This is a genomic window from Plantibacter sp. M259 (assembly GCF_006065115.1).
Classification (GTDB): domain Bacteria; phylum Actinomycetota; class Actinomycetes; order Actinomycetales; family Microbacteriaceae; genus Plantibacter; species Plantibacter auratus.
Map to the genome: position 1 here is coordinate 2219218 of NZ_CP040750.1, position 16643 is coordinate 2235860.

At 69.4% G+C, this 16643-nt stretch carries 18 protein-coding genes and 1 pseudogene; 10 read left to right on the plus strand and 9 right to left on the minus strand.

Features of this window, described 5'->3' with window-relative positions:
- Positions 1–2: 2 nt before the first annotated feature.
- Positions 3–353: a hypothetical protein gene (locus FGL15_RS10260; RefSeq protein WP_138945948.1), complete on the minus strand. Its 351-nt coding sequence runs from the start codon at positions 351–353 to the stop codon at positions 3–5.
- A 2-nt stretch (positions 354–355) separates the two neighbouring features.
- The gene (locus tag FGL15_RS10265) at positions 356–820 is read right to left on the minus strand and encodes a prevent-host-death protein (RefSeq protein ID WP_138945949.1); all 465 of its coding nucleotides are present in this window, start codon (positions 818–820) and stop codon (positions 356–358) included.
- Between the two features lie 163 nt (positions 821–983).
- Between FGL15_RS10265 and FGL15_RS10270 the strand changes: the two genes are divergently transcribed.
- From FGL15_RS10270 to FGL15_RS10290, 5 genes are all read left to right on the plus strand, one after another.
- Positions 984–2303: an ammonium transporter gene (locus FGL15_RS10270; RefSeq protein WP_138945950.1), complete on the plus strand. Its 1320-nt coding sequence runs from the start codon at positions 984–986 to the stop codon at positions 2301–2303.
- 113 nt (positions 2304–2416) lie between these two features.
- A complete protein-coding gene (locus tag FGL15_RS10275) occupies positions 2417–3097 on the plus strand; it encodes a DedA family protein (protein WP_138945951.1) in 681 nt (226 codons plus the stop codon).
- A gap of 5 nt (positions 3098–3102) precedes the next feature.
- A complete protein-coding gene (locus FGL15_RS10280) occupies positions 3103–4338 on the plus strand; it encodes a sensor histidine kinase (RefSeq protein WP_240773499.1) in 1236 nt (411 codons plus the stop codon).
- On the plus strand, positions 4335–5003 hold the full coding sequence (locus FGL15_RS10285; RefSeq protein WP_138945953.1) for a response regulator transcription factor: 669 nt from the start codon (positions 4335–4337) through the stop codon (positions 5001–5003). Before FGL15_RS10280 ends, FGL15_RS10285 begins: the two co-directional genes overlap by 4 nt.
- 118 nt (positions 5004–5121) lie before the next feature.
- Positions 5122–6471, plus strand: a complete 1350-nt coding sequence (locus FGL15_RS10290) for an acyltransferase (protein WP_138945954.1) — start codon at positions 5122–5124, stop codon at positions 6469–6471.
- On the opposite strand, the gene FGL15_RS10295 is transcribed toward FGL15_RS10290, so the two are convergent.
- Positions 6397–6972 (minus strand): TetR family transcriptional regulator, encoded by a 576-nt coding sequence (locus tag FGL15_RS10295; protein ID WP_138945955.1) that lies wholly within the window; start codon positions 6970–6972, stop codon positions 6397–6399. The genes FGL15_RS10290 and FGL15_RS10295 overlap by 75 nt on opposite strands.
- A 46-nt stretch (positions 6973–7018) precedes the next feature.
- On the opposite strand from FGL15_RS10295, the gene FGL15_RS10300 reads away from it, so the two are divergent.
- Positions 7019–8065, plus strand: a complete 1047-nt coding sequence (locus FGL15_RS10300) for an NAD(P)-dependent alcohol dehydrogenase (protein ID WP_138945956.1) — start codon at positions 7019–7021, stop codon at positions 8063–8065.
- A gap of 3 nt (positions 8066–8068) precedes the next feature.
- Here the strand turns inward: FGL15_RS10300 and FGL15_RS10305 are convergent.
- The 3 genes and pseudogenes from FGL15_RS10305 to FGL15_RS10315 all read right to left on the minus strand — a co-directional run bounded on the left by FGL15_RS10305 (position 8069) and on the right by FGL15_RS10315 (position 11558).
- A pseudogene (locus FGL15_RS10305) lies at positions 8069–9963 on the minus strand (FAD-binding monooxygenase).
- 133 nt (positions 9964–10096) lie between these two features.
- A complete protein-coding gene (locus FGL15_RS10310) occupies positions 10097–10630 on the minus strand; it encodes a hypothetical protein (RefSeq protein WP_138945957.1) in 534 nt (177 codons plus the stop codon).
- Between the two features lie 34 nt (positions 10631–10664).
- On the minus strand, positions 10665–11558 hold the full coding sequence (locus FGL15_RS10315) for a pentapeptide repeat-containing protein (protein ID WP_138945958.1): 894 nt from the start codon (positions 11556–11558) through the stop codon (positions 10665–10667).
- 296 nt (positions 11559–11854) lie between these two features.
- On the opposite strand from FGL15_RS10315, the gene FGL15_RS10320 reads away from it, so the two are divergent.
- Positions 11855–12355 (plus strand): AAA family ATPase, encoded by a 501-nt coding sequence (locus FGL15_RS10320; RefSeq protein WP_138945959.1) that lies wholly within the window; start codon positions 11855–11857, stop codon positions 12353–12355.
- A gap of 13 nt (positions 12356–12368) precedes the next feature.
- On the opposite strand, the gene FGL15_RS10325 is transcribed toward FGL15_RS10320, so the two are convergent.
- On the minus strand, positions 12369–13181 hold the full coding sequence (locus FGL15_RS10325) for an isocitrate lyase/phosphoenolpyruvate mutase family protein (RefSeq protein ID WP_138945960.1): 813 nt from the start codon (positions 13179–13181) through the stop codon (positions 12369–12371).
- Positions 13182–13242: 61 nt separating this feature from the next.
- Positions 13243–13812, minus strand: coding sequence for a hypothetical protein (locus tag FGL15_RS10330; RefSeq protein WP_138945961.1), 570 nt, complete (start codon positions 13810–13812; stop codon positions 13243–13245).
- Between the two features lie 105 nt (positions 13813–13917).
- On the opposite strand from FGL15_RS10330, the gene FGL15_RS10335 reads away from it, so the two are divergent.
- Positions 13918–14331 carry a hypothetical protein gene (locus tag FGL15_RS10335; RefSeq protein ID WP_138945962.1) on the plus strand — a complete coding sequence of 138 codons (414 nt, stop codon included), beginning with the start codon at positions 13918–13920 and terminating at the stop codon, positions 14329–14331.
- 195 nt (positions 14332–14526) lie between these two features.
- Positions 14527–14712 carry a hypothetical protein gene (locus tag FGL15_RS10340; protein WP_138945963.1) on the plus strand — a complete coding sequence of 62 codons (186 nt, stop codon included), beginning with the start codon at positions 14527–14529 and terminating at the stop codon, positions 14710–14712.
- 173 nt (positions 14713–14885) lie between these two features.
- On the opposite strand, the gene FGL15_RS10345 is transcribed toward FGL15_RS10340, so the two are convergent.
- Positions 14886–15731, minus strand: a complete 846-nt coding sequence (locus tag FGL15_RS10345) for a helix-turn-helix transcriptional regulator (protein WP_138945964.1) — start codon at positions 15729–15731, stop codon at positions 14886–14888.
- Between the two features lie 100 nt (positions 15732–15831).
- Between FGL15_RS10345 and FGL15_RS10350 the strand changes: the two genes are divergently transcribed.
- On the plus strand, positions 15832–16587 hold the full coding sequence (locus tag FGL15_RS10350; RefSeq protein ID WP_138945965.1) for an SDR family oxidoreductase: 756 nt from the start codon (positions 15832–15834) through the stop codon (positions 16585–16587).
- The last annotated feature ends 56 nt before the right edge of the window (positions 16588–16643 follow it).

A 16643-nucleotide genomic window follows, 5' to 3' on the forward strand; every position in this document is an offset into this window, starting at 1 on the left:
CGCTACTTCGTCTCGTTGGGGTGGCTCGTGTGCACCTGCTCCAGGTAGACGGTGCGTCCATCGACGTAGTACCAGATGCGCGCCGTTCCCTTCGCGGTCGGCTTGTGTTGCCAGCGTTCGTGCGTCCGCCCAGCTCGGGTGATGACGCCGAGATCGCCCATGAGTCGGTAATTCGTGAGCGTGGTGTCCAACGGCGTCGAGGTGAGGAAGTCCCAGGCGTCGGCCATTGAGTTCCGAATGGTGGCGACGAGGTCCTGCCACCCGCGGCTGGCCTCGATCGTCGCGAATCGTATCTCGTACTGGATCTTCTTCGGCGGGCGCGGAACCAGAGCGCCTCTCTTGGATGCCGCCATGGTCAGGGGCGCTCCACCGGCCCGGCCTCGTCGGTCTCGAACCAGACGAGATCGACCGCGCCGAGGCCCGCAGCCAGGGCCGTGGCCGTCTCCTTCCAGGAGGTCAGCCGGGTGATCGCCAGGTGCGGCTGATCAGTCGCGATCGACGCGCGGGCTGCGTCGACGAGGTCTTGCGCGCACGTCGCCCGGTCCGCGCTCGAGAGCGCGAGCATCCAGGGAAACGCCCGGGACATCCGCTCGGCGAGCGCGCCGGTGTCGTCGAGGGTCACGGTGATGAGCTGCGCAGCGAAGTCCAGGAGGCGAGCGCGGGCTTCGGCCTCACGCTGTGACATGAGGACGAGTGGCTCGCCGTCACGGCGGGTCACCGTGACGGGGTGGTCGTCGGCCTCGGCGAAGACCTCGGCCGAGTGCTTGCTCAGATCGGAAGAACGGCGACTGAGTGTCGGGAGGTAGGTCGAAGCGCTCATCCGTCAATGATATTCGGAATGTATTCGGAAGTCCACGAGTGCTTGATGTAACGAACACGAAACGGATTCGATACTGCATTGAAACCGGTCGTCACGACAATTGGATGACCTATTGAAAATGCGGTCGTCCGTTTCGGATCCCGCGCGAACCCTGGAGGTCCGGATGGACACGGCTGCAATCGCGGGCAACACGGCATGGCTCCTGATGGCGGTGGTGGCCGTGGCGCTGATGCTGCCCGGCCTGGCGATGTTCTACGGCGGGATGGTCAGCCGTCGCGTCACCATGAACATGATGATGATGATCTTCGCGTCGTTCTGTCTCGTCGGCATCCTCTGGGTCGCGTTCGGCTACTCGATGGTCTTCGGCGACAGCCTCGGTGGCCTCGGACTCGTCGGCGACCCCACCGAGTACCCGGGCCTCGGCCAGTTGCTCGTCGCCCCCGAGGGGAGCACGCTGCCGCCGCTGGCGCTCGCCGCACTCCACCTGATGTTCGCCGGTCTCACGATCGGGATCGTCGCCGGAGCGGCCGCCGGTCGGATGAAATTCAGCGCGTGGATGGTCTTCGCCGGTGTCTGGTCGACGCTGGTCTACTTCCCGGTCGCGCACTGGGTCTTCGCCTTCGACTCCGCTGACGGCAGCGTGCAGGGCGGGTGGCTCGCGAACACGATCGGCTCGATCGACTACGCCGGCAGCACCGCGATCCACGTCAACTCCGGGGTCGCCGCACTCGCCCTCGCCATCGTCCTGGGCAAGCGGAACGGCTTCCCGTCGCAGCCCAAGGCGCACAGCCTCCCGCTCACGCTCCTCGGCGCCGGCCTGCTCTTCGTCGGCTGGATCGGCTTCGACGGCAGCGCCCTCGGTGCCGCCGACAACAACGCCGCGGTCGCCGTCTTCAACACCGTCGCCGCGACCTGCGCGGGCGTCATCGTCTGGCTCGTCGTCGAGAAGCTGCGCGACGGCCACCCCACCACCCTCGGTGCCTGCTCGGGCGCGATCGCCGCACTCGTCGCCATCACGCCGTCCTGCGGTGCGGTCACCCCGCTCGGCTCGCTCGCGATCGGTGCCGCCGCGGCGGTCGTCTGCTACTTCGCGGTCAGCCTCAAGGTCCGCCTCGGCTTCGACGACGCCCTCGACGTCACCGCGCTGCACTTCGTCGGCGGTGTCGTCGGTGGCCTCCTCATCGGTGTCCTCGCCGTGCCGCTCGCGCCGAGCGGTGGAGAGGGGCTCCTCGCGGGCGGTGGCTTCCTGCTCCTGGGCAAGCAGGCGCTCGCGATCGTCGCCGTCTTCGTCTACACCTTCTCCATCACCTGGGTGCTCGCGAAGGTGCTCGACAAGACGATGGGCATCCGCGTCTCGGTCGAGACGGAGGCGCAGGGCCTGGACGTCGTCCTCCACGCCGAGAACGCCTACGAGATCAGCACGCACGAAGCGCTCGCCCCGCGTGGGCACGCCGAACCGAAGGTCCCGGCCGTCGTCGACTAGGACCGGCATCGGCGAGGACCGGCACCGACGGCGCCGCAGAACACCACCGGGGTAGGGGGTCCGCGATACCCCAGGGTGATGCTGCGGCGCCGTCCGCTTCGTAGCGTCGGAGCATGGACGTCATCAACGAGCTCATCCTCAACGCAGTGACCTCACCGTGGCTGTACGTGGTGATGTTCGCGACCGCCGTCATCGACGGGTTCTTCCCGCCGATCCCGAGCGAGACGGTGCTCGTCGCCGCGGCCGCCGTCGCGGTCTCGACCGGCGGATCGAACCTCCTGCTCCTCTGTGCAGTAGCGGCCGTGGGTGCGGCGATCGGCGACAACATCGCCTACCTCATCGGCCGAGGGGTCGGCACGACGCGCTTCGCGTGGATGCGGCGTCCCCGGATCGCGGCGGCTTTCGATCGGGCAGGGCGGACGCTCGGGCGTCGCGGCGCCCCGCTGATCCTCGGGGCGCGGTACATCCCGGTCGGCCGCGTCGTGGTCAACATGTCCGCCGGCGCTCTCCGATACCCGTGGCGACGGTTCCTGCCGCTCAGCGTCATCGGGGGAGTGACCTGGGCCGCCTACAGCGCGATCATCGGCGTCGTCGCCGGCAAGCTCTTCGAGGACCAGCCCTTCCTCAGCTCCGTGCTCGGTGTGGGCGTCGCGCTCGTCCTCGGTCTGGTCGTCGACCGGGTTGCAGCCGTCCGTCGTCGTCGCCGTGAGCGGTCCGAGCCGGCCGGCGACGGGGCGGCGGCGGAATCAGACACCGAGGACCACCCGCCGGCCCTGGCGCTGATGGGACAATGACCCTCATGGATAGGACGGCGCGCGGCACCTCCCGCCGCACCGTCGGGCTCTTCGTCCTCGCGGGCGTCGGTGTCGTCCTGCTGAGCGTGCTCGTTCCGATCCAGAGCCTCCTCTACGGCACCGTGCTCCCGGCGTCGTTCCTCCTCGGAGCCGCGATCTGCGGCGCGCCGCTCCTGTCCGTCGTGCTCCCACGCGTCGCGATCGTGCTGTTCTCCGCTGCGGCCTTCGTGCTCCCGCTGGTCGCCTCGCCCGACCACGACCCGGTCTGGCCGTGGCCGTGGTCGGTGCCCGCGCTCATCGCCTTCGCCGTGTTCGTCGGCGTCGTCACCTTCCTCCACGGCTGGCTGCTGGGACTCATCCCGCTGCTCGTCGGTATCGCGGGCTCGCTCGTCGCGGCACTCCTCGTCCCGTCCGCCGCCGACGCGACCGCCATGGCCGCCGACCTCATCGTCGCCTCCTCCGTCGCCGGGGCGGCCTACCTCGTGGCGCTGCTCGTGTCCGGACGCGTCCGGGTGGGGGAGGAGCTGACCCGGGAGCGCGAGATCTCCGCCGCCGAGCAGTCCCGGCGCGTGCTCGTCGAGGAGCGCACCCGCATCGCCCGCGAGCTCCACGACGTGGTCGCGCACAGCATGTCCGTGATCCAGGTGCAGGCCTCGACGGCGAAGTACCGCGTGCCCGGCCTCGCCGAGGACGCCGCAGCGGAGTTCGACGACATCGCCGCCACCGCGCGCGGCTCGCTCGTCGAGATGCGGCGTCTGCTCGGCGTCCTGCGCACCGAGGACCAGGTCGCAGAACTCGCTCCGCAGCAGGGCCTGGACGACCTTCCGGCCCTCGCCGACGGTCTGCGTCGCGTCGGCGCCGACATCACCCTCTCGATGCACCGCGGCGACGAGGGCGTCCCCGTCCCGCCGACCGTGCAGATCGCGGCGTTCCGCATCGTGCAGGAGGCGATGAGCAACGCGGTCCGGCACGCACCGGGCGCGCCCATCGTCGTCGACGTCCGAGTCGACGCGACCGCGGTGCAGCTGCGCATCCACAACGGTCCTGCAGAGAGCCCGGGGGAGCACGGCGCCGGACACGGCCTCCGCGGCATGCTCGAACGCGCCGCCCTCCTCGACGGCACCCTCGACGCAGGCCCCGACGGCGCAGGCGGTTGGCTCGTGACGGCCGTGCTGCCCACCGGCGAGCCGACCTCGACGCCGTCCCGCCCCCGATCCAGCTCGACGAAGGACCGCCTGTGACCATCGACGTCCTCATCGCCGACGACCAGGCCATGGTCCGAGCCGGGTTCGCCGCGCTCCTCGACGCCCACGACGGGATCCGGGTGACGGGGCAGGCCGCGAACGGAGCCGAAGCGGTCACGCTGTCGGCGCGGCTCGACCCCGACGTCATCCTCATGGATGTCCGCATGCCCGAGCTCGACGGCATCGAGGCGGCGAAGCGCATCCTCGGCCCGGGCTACCCGGCGGCGAAGGTCCCTCGCATCATCATACTCACCACCTTCGACATCGACGACTACGTCTACGACGCCCTGCAAGCCGGGGCGAGCGGCTTCCTCCTCAAGGACGCGCTGCCCGAGGACCTCGTGCACGCCGTGCGGGTGGTGGCGGCCGGTGACGCACTGCTGGCCCCGAGCGTCACCCGGCGGATGATCGCCCAGTTCGCCGCGCAGAAGCCCCGTGCCTCGCATGGCACCGCGCGGCTGGCGGAGCTCACCGAGCGCGAGCGCGAGGTGCTCGTCCTCATCGGCCATGGGCGGTCGAACAGCGAGATCGCCGCGACCCTGTTCATCGCGGAGCAGACCGTGAAGACCCATGTGGGCAAGGTCCTCGCCAAGGTCGGAGCGCGCGACCGCGTGCAGGCCGTGATCTTCGCCTACGACACCGGCCTCGTCGCACCGTCCTGACCCGGACACTGACCGTCGGTGCCTCACCCCTGGGTACGGTGCACCTCGACACCACCGGGTGATGTGCCCTCGGGTGCCGCGTTCGTAACCTCCTCGGACATCACCGAGGAGGACCGTCATGGCCATCACCCACGCAGCACCGATCGACGCCAGAACCGATCACACACGAGCCGATCACACACGAGCCGATCGCACCCGGGGCGACCGTGACCGTGGGATCGACCTCGTGCGTGCCTGCTGCATCGTCGGTGTCGTCGTCCTGCACGCGATGATGGTCGGCGTGACGGTGACCTCCGCCGGTCCGGTGTTCGAGAATGCGAGTGACGGAACCGTCTGGATCGCCCCGCTCAGCTGGATCCTGCAGGTCATGCCGCTCTTCTTCGTCATCGGCGGGTTCGCCGGCCTGCTCGCGTATCGACGCCACCGGTCGCACGGTGCGCCGGCCTCGGCGTTCGTCGCCGCGCGGCTCCATCGCCTGTTGCTCCCCGCGGTCGTCACCATCGGCTGTGTTGGAGCCGCCCTCGCGATGCTGACCGTGGCCGGTGTCCCCGCCGACCTCGTCGCCATGGCCGGCTTCCGGTTCGGCCAGCCACTCTGGTTCCTCGGCGTCTTCCTGCTCTGCCAGGCACTGCTGCCTGCGCTCGCCGCCGCTCACGAGCGCGCACCGCTCCGGTCGATCGTGGCGCTCGCCATCGCCGCCGTGCTGGTCGACGTCCTGCGTGCGGCCACTGGTGTCGACGCCCTCGGATTCATCAACCTCGTCCTCGTCTGGACCGCGCTCCAGCAACTCGGGTTCTTCCTGGCGGACGGCTCGATCGGCGCGCTCAGCGGGCGTGTCCGGGTCCTCGCCGGTGTCGGGGCGGTCGTCGTCCTCGTGTTCACCTGGTGGACCGGCGTCTACTCAAGCGACCTCATCGCGAACATCAACCCGCCCACCGCGGCGCTGCTCCTCGTCGGCGTCGCCCACACGGCACTGCTGTCGCTCGTCCGCGAACGACTCACTCGGCTGAGCGCGCGTCGCCGGATCGCGTTCGTGACCGACTTCGTCACCCGGCGCGCCATGACGATCTACCTCTGGCACATGCCGGTACTCCTCGCCATGGCCGGCGCGTCCGCCGCGTTCGCGCTGACGACCGGCATCGCCCTCCCCGCGCCGGGCAGCCTCGAGTGGTGGTTCGGACGACCCTTCTGGCTGGCGGTGGCACTGACGCTGACCGCACTGGTCGCGACGGTGTTCGCGCGCGTCGAGGCGGTTCCGACACCGATCGCGAGCCAGTCGCGTGGCCGGATCACGGTCGCCGTCCTCCTCGGGTTGGGCGCGATCGTTGCTCTCCTCGTGATCGGTACGACGGTGCTCACCGCGGCACTCGCCGTCGTGCTGATCCTCGCCGCGCTACTCCTGAGCGCAGAGACCGTCGCGGATCGTCGCAGCCAGTGCCGCGCGCCGGCGCTCGTGCACCTCAGGTGAGTCGGCGGACGTGGCGACGACCGTCATGGACGCCTGGGCCCAGGTCGCCGCGGTCGAGATGAGCAATGCCCACACGTCGGTCGGGTCGAGGTCGGCGCGGATCGACCCGGCTCGTTGCTCGGCCTCGATGTCTCGGAGGTGGCGGAGGTCGTGGTCCTCGAGGCCGCTGTAGAGGTAGCCGGTGCTCTCGCGCTCGAGCCGCTTCCACATGACGAGGCGGGCGAGCGCAGGATCGGCGAGGTAGTCGTCGTACAGCCGGGCCGCGTACTCGGGGAGCTCGGCTGCCGTGAACGGCACACGATCGCCGTTGGCGATGACATGCGCGTCGAAGACGGCGTCGAACAGCTGGTCCTTGGCACCGTAATAGGCGTAGATCATCGGCTTGCTCATGCCCGAGCGCTGGGCGATCCTGTCCACCCGTGCGCCGGCGATGCCGTGGGTGGCGAACTCCTCGGTCGCGGCGTTGAGGATGCGCTGACGAGTCTGTTCTGCGGTGTTCATCGCTCGAGTGTATCGATACTACCAACTAGTAGGTAGTATCGACCGCATGCGCACAACCGCCCTCATGTCCACGGTCGCCCCTCGGTCGCTCCAGCAGACCGTCATCGAACGCCGCGAGCTCCGACCGGACGACGTCGACGTCCGCGTCACGCACTGCGGCGTCTGTCACAGCGACCTGCACGCGCTCGCCTCCGTGGGCCCGGATGCGGGGCTCGTGCCCGGTCACGAGTTCGTCGGCGAAGTCGTCGCCGTCGGCTCGGACGTGACGTCCTTCGCGCCCGGCGACGCCGTCGCCGTCGGCAACATCGTGGACTCGTGCGGAACCTGCACGATGTGTCTGCGCGACCAGGAGAACTTCTGCGTGGAGTTCCCGACGCTCACCTACGCCGGCCGCGACCGCGTCGACGGCAGTACGACGCTCGGCGGGTACTCCGGGCGCTACGTCGTGCGCGACAGCTTCGTCTACCACCGCCCGACCTCCCTCGACCCGGCCGGCGTCGCACCCCTGATGTGTGCGGGCATCACCGTCTGGGAGCCACTCCGCACCAACGGCGTGGGGGAGGGGACGCGACTCGGCGTCGTCGGCCTCGGCGGTCTCGGTCACCTCGCCGTCCGCCTCGGTCGTGCGCTCGGTGCCGAGGTCACCGTGTTCACCACCTCCGAGGGCAAGTCGACCGACGCGCTGCGGCTCGGGGCGTCCCGGGTGGTCGTGTCGACCGACGCCGACGCCATGGCTGCGGCGGCCGGCAGCCTCGACCTCGTCATCGACACGGTCTCGGTGGGGCACGATCTCGCGCCGTACCTCCGCGTCCTCGACCTCGACGGGACGCTCTGCTCGCTCGGTTACCTCGGGCCGATCGACATCCAGACCATGGACCTGCTCCTCGGCCGGAAGCGTCTGACGTCGGCCGGGAGCGGTGGTCGCCGGTGGACGCAGGACCTCCTCGACTTCTGCGGCACCCACGGCGTGACGGCGGACGTCGAGGTGGTGCCGGCTGCGGACGTGGACGTCACGCTCGATCGGCTGGCCCGCAACGACGTCCGGTACCGCTTCGTGCTGGACCTCGCCGACATCGACGCCGGGCTTGCCTGACGGTCAGGAGTGCGTCGTCTGCCGTCCCATCATGCCGTCGAAGAACGCCGCGAGCTCCGCGGTGGCCGTGAGCGGGAGCACGTGGGCGACGTACTGGTCCGGCCGCACGAGGACGACGGCACCCGCTCGGTCGATGCCGCGGTCGGCGAAGATGTCGACGTCGGGATGGCGGGCGTAGACCTTCTCGTAGTCGATGAGGTCGAACGGGCCGACGCGCGGCAGGAACACCGGCGGAACGGTGCCGAGGTCGATGTCGGTGTGGCGCTGCTGGTAGACGATCTTCACGTCGAACCAGTCGTCGGCCCGCACGCCGTCGGGCACCACGCGGAGCGGTGACTCCGGGTCGTCCTGCAGCCAGGCGGCGAGCTCCGCCGATCGGCCAGACGCTGGCGAAGCGGCATCCGCGAAGACGTAGATCCGCCAGCGCCCGTCGGCCGTGGCGTGGTGTCCGAGATGGATGTGGTTGGCGTCCGCGACGCGCGAGGTGAGGGCGGACTTGAACCGCTTGCCGATCGGGAAGCCACTCGCGAGGTGCTGGTGGGTCGCCTCGCCGACGATCGCCGACGGGCTGTACTCGGTCATGAAGCCGGCCGGGAACTCCGCGGTGCGCACGTAGAAGTCGGCGAGCTCGGACGGGTCGGCGAACTCCTCCGGTCGCTTCGCCATGAGCGTCGACCACTCCCGGTCGAAGTCGATGAGGTCCTGCGCGACCACCTGCCGCTCGGCCGAGTAGGTCGCGAGCAGGCTCTCCGGGCTGCGGCCCTCGAGCACATGTCCGAGCTTCCACGCGAGGTTGAACCCGTCCTGCATCGACACGTTCATGCCCTGACCGGCCTTCGCGCTGTGGGTGTGGCAGGCGTCACCGGTGATGAAGACGCGCGGCGTGCGCGTGCCGAGTTCGTCGAGCGGGACGTCGTCGAAGCGGTCCGTCAGGCGATGGCCGACCTCGTAGACGCTGTGCCAGGCGACGTGCTTCACGTCGAGCCGATAGGGACTGAGGATGGCGTTCGCGTGCTCGATGATCTGCTCGATCGAGGTCGACCGCACGGCTTCGCCTCCGCCCGACGGCACCTCGCCGAGATCGACGTACATCCGGAAGAGGTGTCCACCCTCGCGGGGATGAGCAGGATGCTGCCGCCGGAGCCCGACTGGATGGCGCACTTCGTGCGGATGTCGGGGAAGTCGGTGACGGCCAGGGCGTCCATGACGCCCCACGCGTGGTTCGCCTGGTCACCGGCCAAGGTGCATCCGATCGCCTGGCGGACGGCACTCCGGGCCCCATCGGCTCCGATGACGTACTTCGCGCGGACGGTCCTGGTCTCACCGGAGGACTCGTCGCTCGTGTCCAGCAGCGTGACCGCGACCGGGTACTCCGCGTCGTCGTCGATCTCGAGTCCCTGGAACCCCCACCCGTAGTCGGGGCGCATCCGGGTCGGGGCGTTCGCCATGTACTCGGCGAAGTAGTCGAGCACGCGGGCCTGGTTCACGATGAGGTGCGGGTACTCGCTGACGCCGGTGGTGTCGTCGAGGGGTCGGGCGCCGCGGACGATCCGACCTGGGTCCTCGGCGTCGGGCTGCCAGAACGCCATCTCGGTGATGCGATACGCCTCGGCGGTGATGCGCTCAGCGAAGCCGAAGGCGTCGAAGGTTTCGACACTGCGGGCCTGGATGCCGTCCGCCTGACCGATCGCGAGGCGTCCCGGTCGACGCTCGACGATGCGCGTGGTGATGTACGGGAAGCGGGACAGCTGGGCGGCCGCGATCATGCCCGCCGGCCCGCTGCCCACGATGAGGACGTCGACCTCGTCCGGGAGGTCCTCGGGTCGATCGACCCCCACGCCCGCTGCGGGCAGGACGCGCGGGTCACCGGAGACATAGCCGTGGTGGTGGAACTGCATCGATTCCTCACTTCATCGTCAAGAATTCGATAATGGAACACGCTGTTCGCTTATCGCACGGCAGACACTACCCTGCACCGGCGCACGGTGGAAGACCGTTCGCCGGTGCAGGTGCAGCTCGAGTCGCGGGAGCTCAGTCCTTCGTCGCCCAGGTGCCGAGGTCCTTGACCTCGATGGCCGTGGGCAGGGCGTTCTTGTCGCCGAGGAAGGCCTGGCAGGCGACGAGCGGGGCGTCGGGGGCGACGCCCGCCGTCGCATTGCCGTCCGGGGTGCAGTCGAACTGGCCCAGGACCTTGATGGGCTGGTAGGTGCCCGTGCCGCTGAGCTTCCATTCGTCCGTCGTCGGCACGGGGAGTGCGGAGCGGTCGGCGTCCTTGATGTCGCCGTCCGTCAGCGTGACCGAGTAGGTGACGAAGTACGGGGTCTTCCCCTCGTCCGACGGCGTCGACTGCACGCCCATCTCGGCGAGGTCGCTGAGCTTCCCCTCTCGGACGTCGTCGATGGCGAACGACATCTCGACGCCCGTCCCGACCTCGACGGCCACACCCGTGCCGAGCGCCAGAGCGTCGTCGGGAGCCTGCTGCGGGCTCGAGCACCCGGTCAGGGCGACCCCGACGGTCGCTGCGACGAGGGCGGTCAGGGCGAGGGCGCGAGGCGTGCGGATCATGTCATCGACGGTATCGGGAACGGCCGCCCGAGGCCTACGGGGACAACTCCCCATCTGTCGGGGAAGAAGCTCGACTCGCCGTCGTCCAGTGCCCAGGTCGGTCGAGGGCGGTCGGCAGGAGCGCCGCCGCGTCACCTCGTGCCGCGTTGAGCTGCATCTGGGTGAGGAACAGGGCGTCCGAGAGGTCGGCCCCGTCGAGTCGTGCGCCGCGGAGATCGGCACCGAGCAGGTCCACGCCTGCCAGGTCCGCTCCGCGGAGGTCCGCGCCGATCAGGACCGCACCGCGCAGGTCGGCTCCGCACAGTCGACGAGCGCGCAGGTCGTGACCTGCCAGGTCCGCTGCCGGGTGGAGGTCGTCGTCCCGCTCGACGCCGGCCAGGTAGCCGCCCCGCGCCTCCTCGCTGACGTCGATCAGCAGGTGCCGGACGTCGGCGCGGAGGGACTCGACGTCGCAGGCGAGGATCTCGGAGGTGCCGCCGTCGAGGATCCGCTGGATCCCGGCACGGATCCGGCTGATGTTCGCTGTCAGGTCCGACGCGGCCGTCCGCTCTGCGGCCTCGACGAGGTACCAGCGCATCTCCTGCAGCTGGCGCACCACGGAGAACGTGGCGAACATCTCGGCGCTCGTGTCGGGGCGTTCCCGCCAGCTCGTGCCGCCGAAGAGCTCCCGCGAGACGAGTTGGCCGGCGCCGAAGCAGTCGAAGACGGTGCATCCGCGGAATCCTCGTGGGCGCAGGGATTCGTGGATGGTGCAGGAGAAGTCGTCCGCCAGATTGCGGCAGGGCGTGCCTGCCGGTTTGTCGATCGGGAAGTCGATTGATCGTTGGAACCCGAAGGCGGTGCAGCAGAGCGCGAAGCAGTCACCGCAGTTCGCGCGAAGAGCCGAGCGGCCGTCTGAGGGGGTCGAGGAAGCGTCGATGGACGTCATGCGTGGGTGTTCTTTCCGGAGTGGTTTCGAGTGGGGGCCGGGGTGCAGGGGAACTCCGCAGGGAGCTCCCGTTCCGGGCGCACGAAATCACCGCCCCTCGTGGGAGGAGCGAACGGGTGTCGCTGAAAGGCCTCTGGGTCACAGAGCGAAAGAACGGTTCACTGCCCCCAGGGTATCGCGCGGTGTCGTGCACGAGGTCGTCGCTGGGCTCATCGACCTCTGAAGCGGCGGGCCATGCCGAATCAGCCCGACGAGCCATGGATTGCTAGCCTGACAGCTCAGGGAAGGCGGGGCTCATGCGTCCACTGGTGCTCTCGGGTGGTCCTGCGGTCGGGAAGTCGACCTGCGGCAGGCGCCTCGCCGGAGAGCGTGAACGAGCGGCGTTCATCGATGCCGACGACGTTCGGCAGTTGATCGTGGCCGGTGACGCGACGCTCTGGAGCGGTCCGGAGGGGCGAGCACAGCACCTGCTCGCGGTCCGGAACGCCGCGGCGCTCGCTCGCAATCTCGGTGACGCCGGCTTCGACGTGGTCATCGCGGATGTCGTGTCGGCTGACACGCTCGCGGCCTACCGTGAGGAACTCCCCGACTGCCTCGTGGTCCATCTCACGCTCCCGGTGGAGGAGGCGCGAGCACGTGCAGCGACGCGCCCCGCGTATCTGACGGACGCCGAGTTCGATCTGTTGCACGACCTGCTTGCGTCGCCACCGGAGGTCGACGTCGTTCTGGACGTCTCCGGCTTCACGATCGACCGACAGCTCGAGGCGATCCGCGACGTGTGGTCGGTGTCCCGCTGATCCCGCCGGGAGTTCAGTCCCGGACGAGCTGGTTCAGTGCGGCCCAGCCGAGCGTGGGCGGTGATGCGGGAGCTGCATCGGGCGTCTCGAGCATCGCCGTCGCCCACTGCTGCGCGAGGCTGTAGGCGGCCTCCGCGATCGACGAACCCGCGCTGATGCGGCTCGCGCCGGCTCGCGCGAGCTCGCTGATCGTCAGCGTTCCCGGACCGAAGGCGACGTTGAGCGGCAGGGTCGTCGCATCGGCGAGCCGCTCGATCGTGTCGGCTCGGAGGGCACCGAGCACGAAGATCCCGCTCGCGCCGGCCCGTGCATACGCAGCGGCCCGCGTCACCGTCTCGTCGAACCAGCGGTCGCCTCCGATGTCGCCGAGTCGATGCGTGTCGATCCGGGCGTTGATGAAGAGGGGGATCCCGGTCTCGTCAGCGGCAGACCGTGCTGCCGCGATCCGTCGTTCCTGTTCCGCGATCGGGCGGAGCGAGTCCTCGAGGTTCACCCCGGAGGCACCCGCGTCGATGCAGGAGGCGATCGTGCCGGCGACCTCGTCCGGTGTCTCTCCGTAGCCGCCCTCGATGTCCGCGGTGAGCGGGACGGGCACCGCGGACGCGATCCGTCGCACGGCGTCGAGGGCGACGTCGCGGGTCAGCTCGTTCCCATCGCGGTACCCGAGCGACCAGGCGATCCCGGCACTCGTCGTCGCGATGGCGCGGGCGCCGGACGCCAGGACGGCGCGGGCGGAGGTGACGTCCCAGGCGTTCGGCAGGATCAGCGGGTCTCCGGAGACGTGCATCGCCTGCAGGGCGAGCGCGCGTTCGAGCGGTGTGGTCATCAGGCAAGTCCAGCACATCTCGCCTGGCCGTTCGACGCGTGGGTGGCTGAGACCCAGGGGGTCAGCGGACGGAAGGCGTGAGGGCTGAGCTCAAGCGGGACATCGGGATCGCGCCGGGGAATGGCTCGCGCTTCGGCTCCCAGCCCGGTTCGGTGAGACGCCGCTCGGTGACGTTCTTCGTCTGCCCGTCCCAGATCCTTGTGAGGACATTGCCGGTGCGTCGGCTCAGCATCGTGGTGATCAGGTTGAGCGGCGAGATCGGGACGGGCATCTCGACGTCGAGCAGGATGCAGAGCCGACCCGAGTACAAAAACTTCGGATCGTGGTTCACGAACCACCCGCCCCCGGCGATCCGCAGGTAGGTCTCGCCGATGTATCGCGTGGCGCCGTCGTTGAAATCGGTGTCCTGCTCCTGCGCGAAGGCGTGGCGGTCCGGCCAACGGTGGAGGATGAGCCGCTCGAGGGAGACGAGCGAGTCCCGCGAGTAATCGGTGACGACCTCGCGCGGTGTGAGGAAGTCCTCGAATCGTGCGAGGCGCGGGTGCATGATCTCCAGCCACTCGATCAGCAGCTTGTCCTGCTCCGGTGCGGGTGATTGTTCGCCGGTCTCGGTGCGTCCGTCGTCGCTCATCCCTCGAACGTACGCGGTGCGCGACGGCCGGGGAATGGGGACATCTCCCCTCGGTGTGGTTGGCTGGGCCACACCTGATTGAATGCGTCACCCTAGGAGGTAGCCGTGCGCGTCTTCGGTGTCTTTGCCCTCGTCCTCGCCGCCGTCGGCCTCGTCGTCGCCTCGCTGGTCGTGATCGGCAACCCGGATCTGGCTGCACCCGGTCCGCAACTCCTGCCGTACCAGGCGTACGACTCCTGGCGATTCACCCTCGGGCTCCTGCTGTGGGGTGCGGGTGTCTGGCTCGCGGTCGGCATCCTCGCGGTGTCGCGTCAGCCGGGGCTCGCCTGGCTCGTCCTGCTGGCGTTCATCCCGCTGCTCGTGGTCGACTTGATCGGCGGCGGCCTGATGCCGAGCTTCGTCCTGGCACTCCTTGCGGTCGTCGTCCTCGGGCTGGTCGTCCCGGTGATCGTCGGGGTCGTCGGCGTCGCGATCGGCGGGGCTGTCCGGCGTCGCCGGAAGATCGCTGCAACTGCCTGACGACAGCGCTCCACAGGATCACTGGGCCGGAGCATTCTGCGAACAGCTCCCCACGAGATGGACCCGGTTCAGGCCGCCTGGATCGCGTTCCTCGCGGCAGATCGTCAGGCTCGTGTGACTCGAAAGGCTGCCGAACGCGAGCAGTGGTGGCACCGAGCGGAATGGGCGCTGACGCTGGCACGGTCGGATCATCGAGTGGACAGGCTGATCGGCATTCGAGCACTCGAGCCGCTCCGTACGGAAGCGACCGCAACCGAGTACGAGATGATCCTCGCCGTCACCCACGCCGTCTCGGGAGGGGCCGTGGACACCGGTGAGGGAGCGATGGACAATAGGAGTTCCGTCAGAAGGAGGTTCCCGTGGCAGAAGACGATCGCATGAAGAGCGTCCTTTCCGAGCGGATCGCTGCGGGGAAGGCCGACCCGATCAGCGATGAAGAGCGAGCCCTTGTTGCTGAGATGGGAGCGGATTTCCAGCGGAGATTCGGACGGCCTTCTCGGAGTGTCCTCCGCTCGTCCTCCAAGACGGCCTGAATCGCCCGGCCGGCGCTTCCGCTACCGCGCACCCTCGAAGCTCTGGGTGCCGAGGACGGCGAGGAGCTTGAGCTTGCTTGCGGCCTCGGTGTGCGGCGCGGCCGTGAGGACGAGGAGCGCCTGCGACTGGTCCTCGGTGAACAGGGCCTGACAGTCCAGCTCGATGGGGCCGATCTCGGGGTGGATGAGCACCTTGTGGTCCTCGAAGCGCCGCCCGACCTCGTGCGTCGCCCACAGTCGCCGGAACTCCTCACTGTGCCCGGTGAGCGCCTCGACGATCTCGCCCGCAGGCGACTGCGCCCCCAGCGAGCCGTAGGCCGCACGGAGCGACGCGACCTGCGCTCGGCTCTGCCGGTCCCGGTCCTCGGCGGGGTATCGCTCGCGTTCCTCCTGGTGCAGGAACCAGCGGTAGATCGCGCTGCGCTCCAGGCCCCGGTACCGGCTCGCATCACCGAACAGCGCCCGGGCAGGATCGTTCTGGACGAGCGTCTCGCCGAGCGCCGACAGGATGAGCGCGGGGGCGTCGGTGAGCCGGTCGAGGACGCGCAGGAGCGCCGGCGCGACGTAGTCGGTCGCTGCGAGGCGGGTCGGTGCGTTGTGCCCGGCGATCCGGTACAGGTAGTCACGTTCCTCGGCACTCAGCCGGAGCGCCCGCGCGAGTGAACCCAGCATCTGCGTGCTCGGCTGCGGACCCCGCTGCTGCTCGAGCCGTGCGTAGTAGTCGGTCGACATCGCCGCGAGCTGTGCGACCTCCTCGCGTCGGAGCCCCGCCGTCCGTCGCCGAGGTCCGCTGCTCAGACCGACGTCCGCGGGCTGCAACGTCGATCGGTGTCGGAGGAGGAAGTCGGCGAGCGCTGGGCGATCCATCCCGCCAGTATCCGCCTCCGCGGCCAGGCGATCCAGGGATCGCGGATCCATGGATCGCCGGACCCTGGTGCGGCCGTCGCCACCGACGGAGACTCGATCCATGCAGATCACCGGAAACACCGTCTTCATCCCCGGCGCGACGAGCGGCATCGGCCTCGCTCTCGCACGACGTCTCCACGCAGCCGGCAACACCGTCATCATCGGCGGGCGACGCACCGAACTCCTCGAGTCGATCGCCGCCGACGAGCCCGGCCTCCATGCCGTGCGGATCGACACGGCCGATCCCGCGAGCATCGAAGCCGCGGCGAAGCAGGTCATCGCGGAGCACCCGGAGCTGAACGTGCTCATCACGATGGCCGGCGTCATGCGCGGGGAGGACTGGACCGGTTCCGACTTCGTCGCGACCGCCGAGGAGATCATCACGACGAACGTCCTCGGGCCCATCCGGCTCATCGGTGCGTTCATCGAGCAGCTCCGCAGCCGACCGGACGCGACGATCATGACCGTCTCGTCCGGGCTCGCCTTCACCCCGCTGCGGGTGACGCCGACCTACAACGCGAGCAAGGCGGCCATCCATATGCTGAGCGAATCGATCCGTCTCCAGCTGGCGGCCACGAGCGTCCGCGTCGTCGAGCTCGTCCCGCCGGCCGTCCGCACCTCGCTCATGCCCGGCCAGGAGGAGAGCGATTTCGCGATGCCACTCGACGCGTTCGCCGACGAGGTCATGGGCCTCATCGAGTCGCAGCCCGACGCCACGGAGATCCAGGTCGAGAACGTCAAGTTCCTGCGCTACGCCGAGGTCCGCGGCGAGTACGACCAGACGGTCGCGATGCTCAACCGCCTCGACCCGCACTAGGCGCGCTCATTCGCCCGGATCTGCGCGAAATCAGGCTGATTCCGTGCAGATCCGGG

What these genes read in the sequence shown, in the direction of transcription:
- FGL15_RS10320 (WP_138945959.1), top strand. Translation starts at nt 11,855, where the DNA reads ATGCGTCCACTGGTGCTCTCGGGTGGTCCTGCGGTCGGGAAGTCGACC.
- FGL15_RS10315 (WP_138945958.1), bottom strand. Translation starts at nt 11,558, where the DNA reads ATGACGTCCATCGACGCTTCCTCGACCCCCTCAGACGGCCGCTCGGCT.
- FGL15_RS10280 (WP_240773499.1), top strand. Translation starts at nt 3,103, where the DNA reads ATGGATAGGACGGCGCGCGGCACCTCCCGCCGCACCGTCGGGCTCTTC.
- FGL15_RS10325 (WP_138945960.1), bottom strand. Translation starts at nt 13,181, where the DNA reads ATGACCACACCGCTCGAACGCGCGCTCGCCCTGCAGGCGATGCACGTC.
- FGL15_RS10350 (WP_138945965.1), top strand. Translation starts at nt 15,832, where the DNA reads ATGCAGATCACCGGAAACACCGTCTTCATCCCCGGCGCGACGAGCGGC.
- FGL15_RS10290 (WP_138945954.1), top strand. Translation starts at nt 5,122, where the DNA reads ATGGCCATCACCCACGCAGCACCGATCGACGCCAGAACCGATCACACA.
- FGL15_RS10310 (WP_138945957.1), bottom strand. Translation starts at nt 10,630, where the DNA reads ATGATCCGCACGCCTCGCGCCCTCGCCCTGACCGCCCTCGTCGCAGCG.
- FGL15_RS10300 (WP_138945956.1), top strand. Translation starts at nt 7,019, where the DNA reads ATGCGCACAACCGCCCTCATGTCCACGGTCGCCCCTCGGTCGCTCCAG.
- FGL15_RS10265 (WP_138945949.1), bottom strand. Translation starts at nt 820, where the DNA reads ATGAGCGCTTCGACCTACCTCCCGACACTCAGTCGCCGTTCTTCCGAT.
- FGL15_RS10260 (WP_138945948.1), bottom strand. Translation starts at nt 353, where the DNA reads ATGGCGGCATCCAAGAGAGGCGCTCTGGTTCCGCGCCCGCCGAAGAAG.
- FGL15_RS10345 (WP_138945964.1), bottom strand. Translation starts at nt 15,731, where the DNA reads ATGGATCGCCCAGCGCTCGCCGACTTCCTCCTCCGACACCGATCGACG.
- FGL15_RS10295 (WP_138945955.1), bottom strand. Translation starts at nt 6,972, where the DNA reads ATGAACACCGCAGAACAGACTCGTCAGCGCATCCTCAACGCCGCGACC.
- FGL15_RS10275 (WP_138945951.1), top strand. Translation starts at nt 2,417, where the DNA reads ATGGACGTCATCAACGAGCTCATCCTCAACGCAGTGACCTCACCGTGG.
- FGL15_RS10330 (WP_138945961.1), bottom strand. Translation starts at nt 13,812, where the DNA reads ATGAGCGACGACGGACGCACCGAGACCGGCGAACAATCACCCGCACCG.
- FGL15_RS10270 (WP_138945950.1), top strand. Translation starts at nt 984, where the DNA reads ATGGACACGGCTGCAATCGCGGGCAACACGGCATGGCTCCTGATGGCG.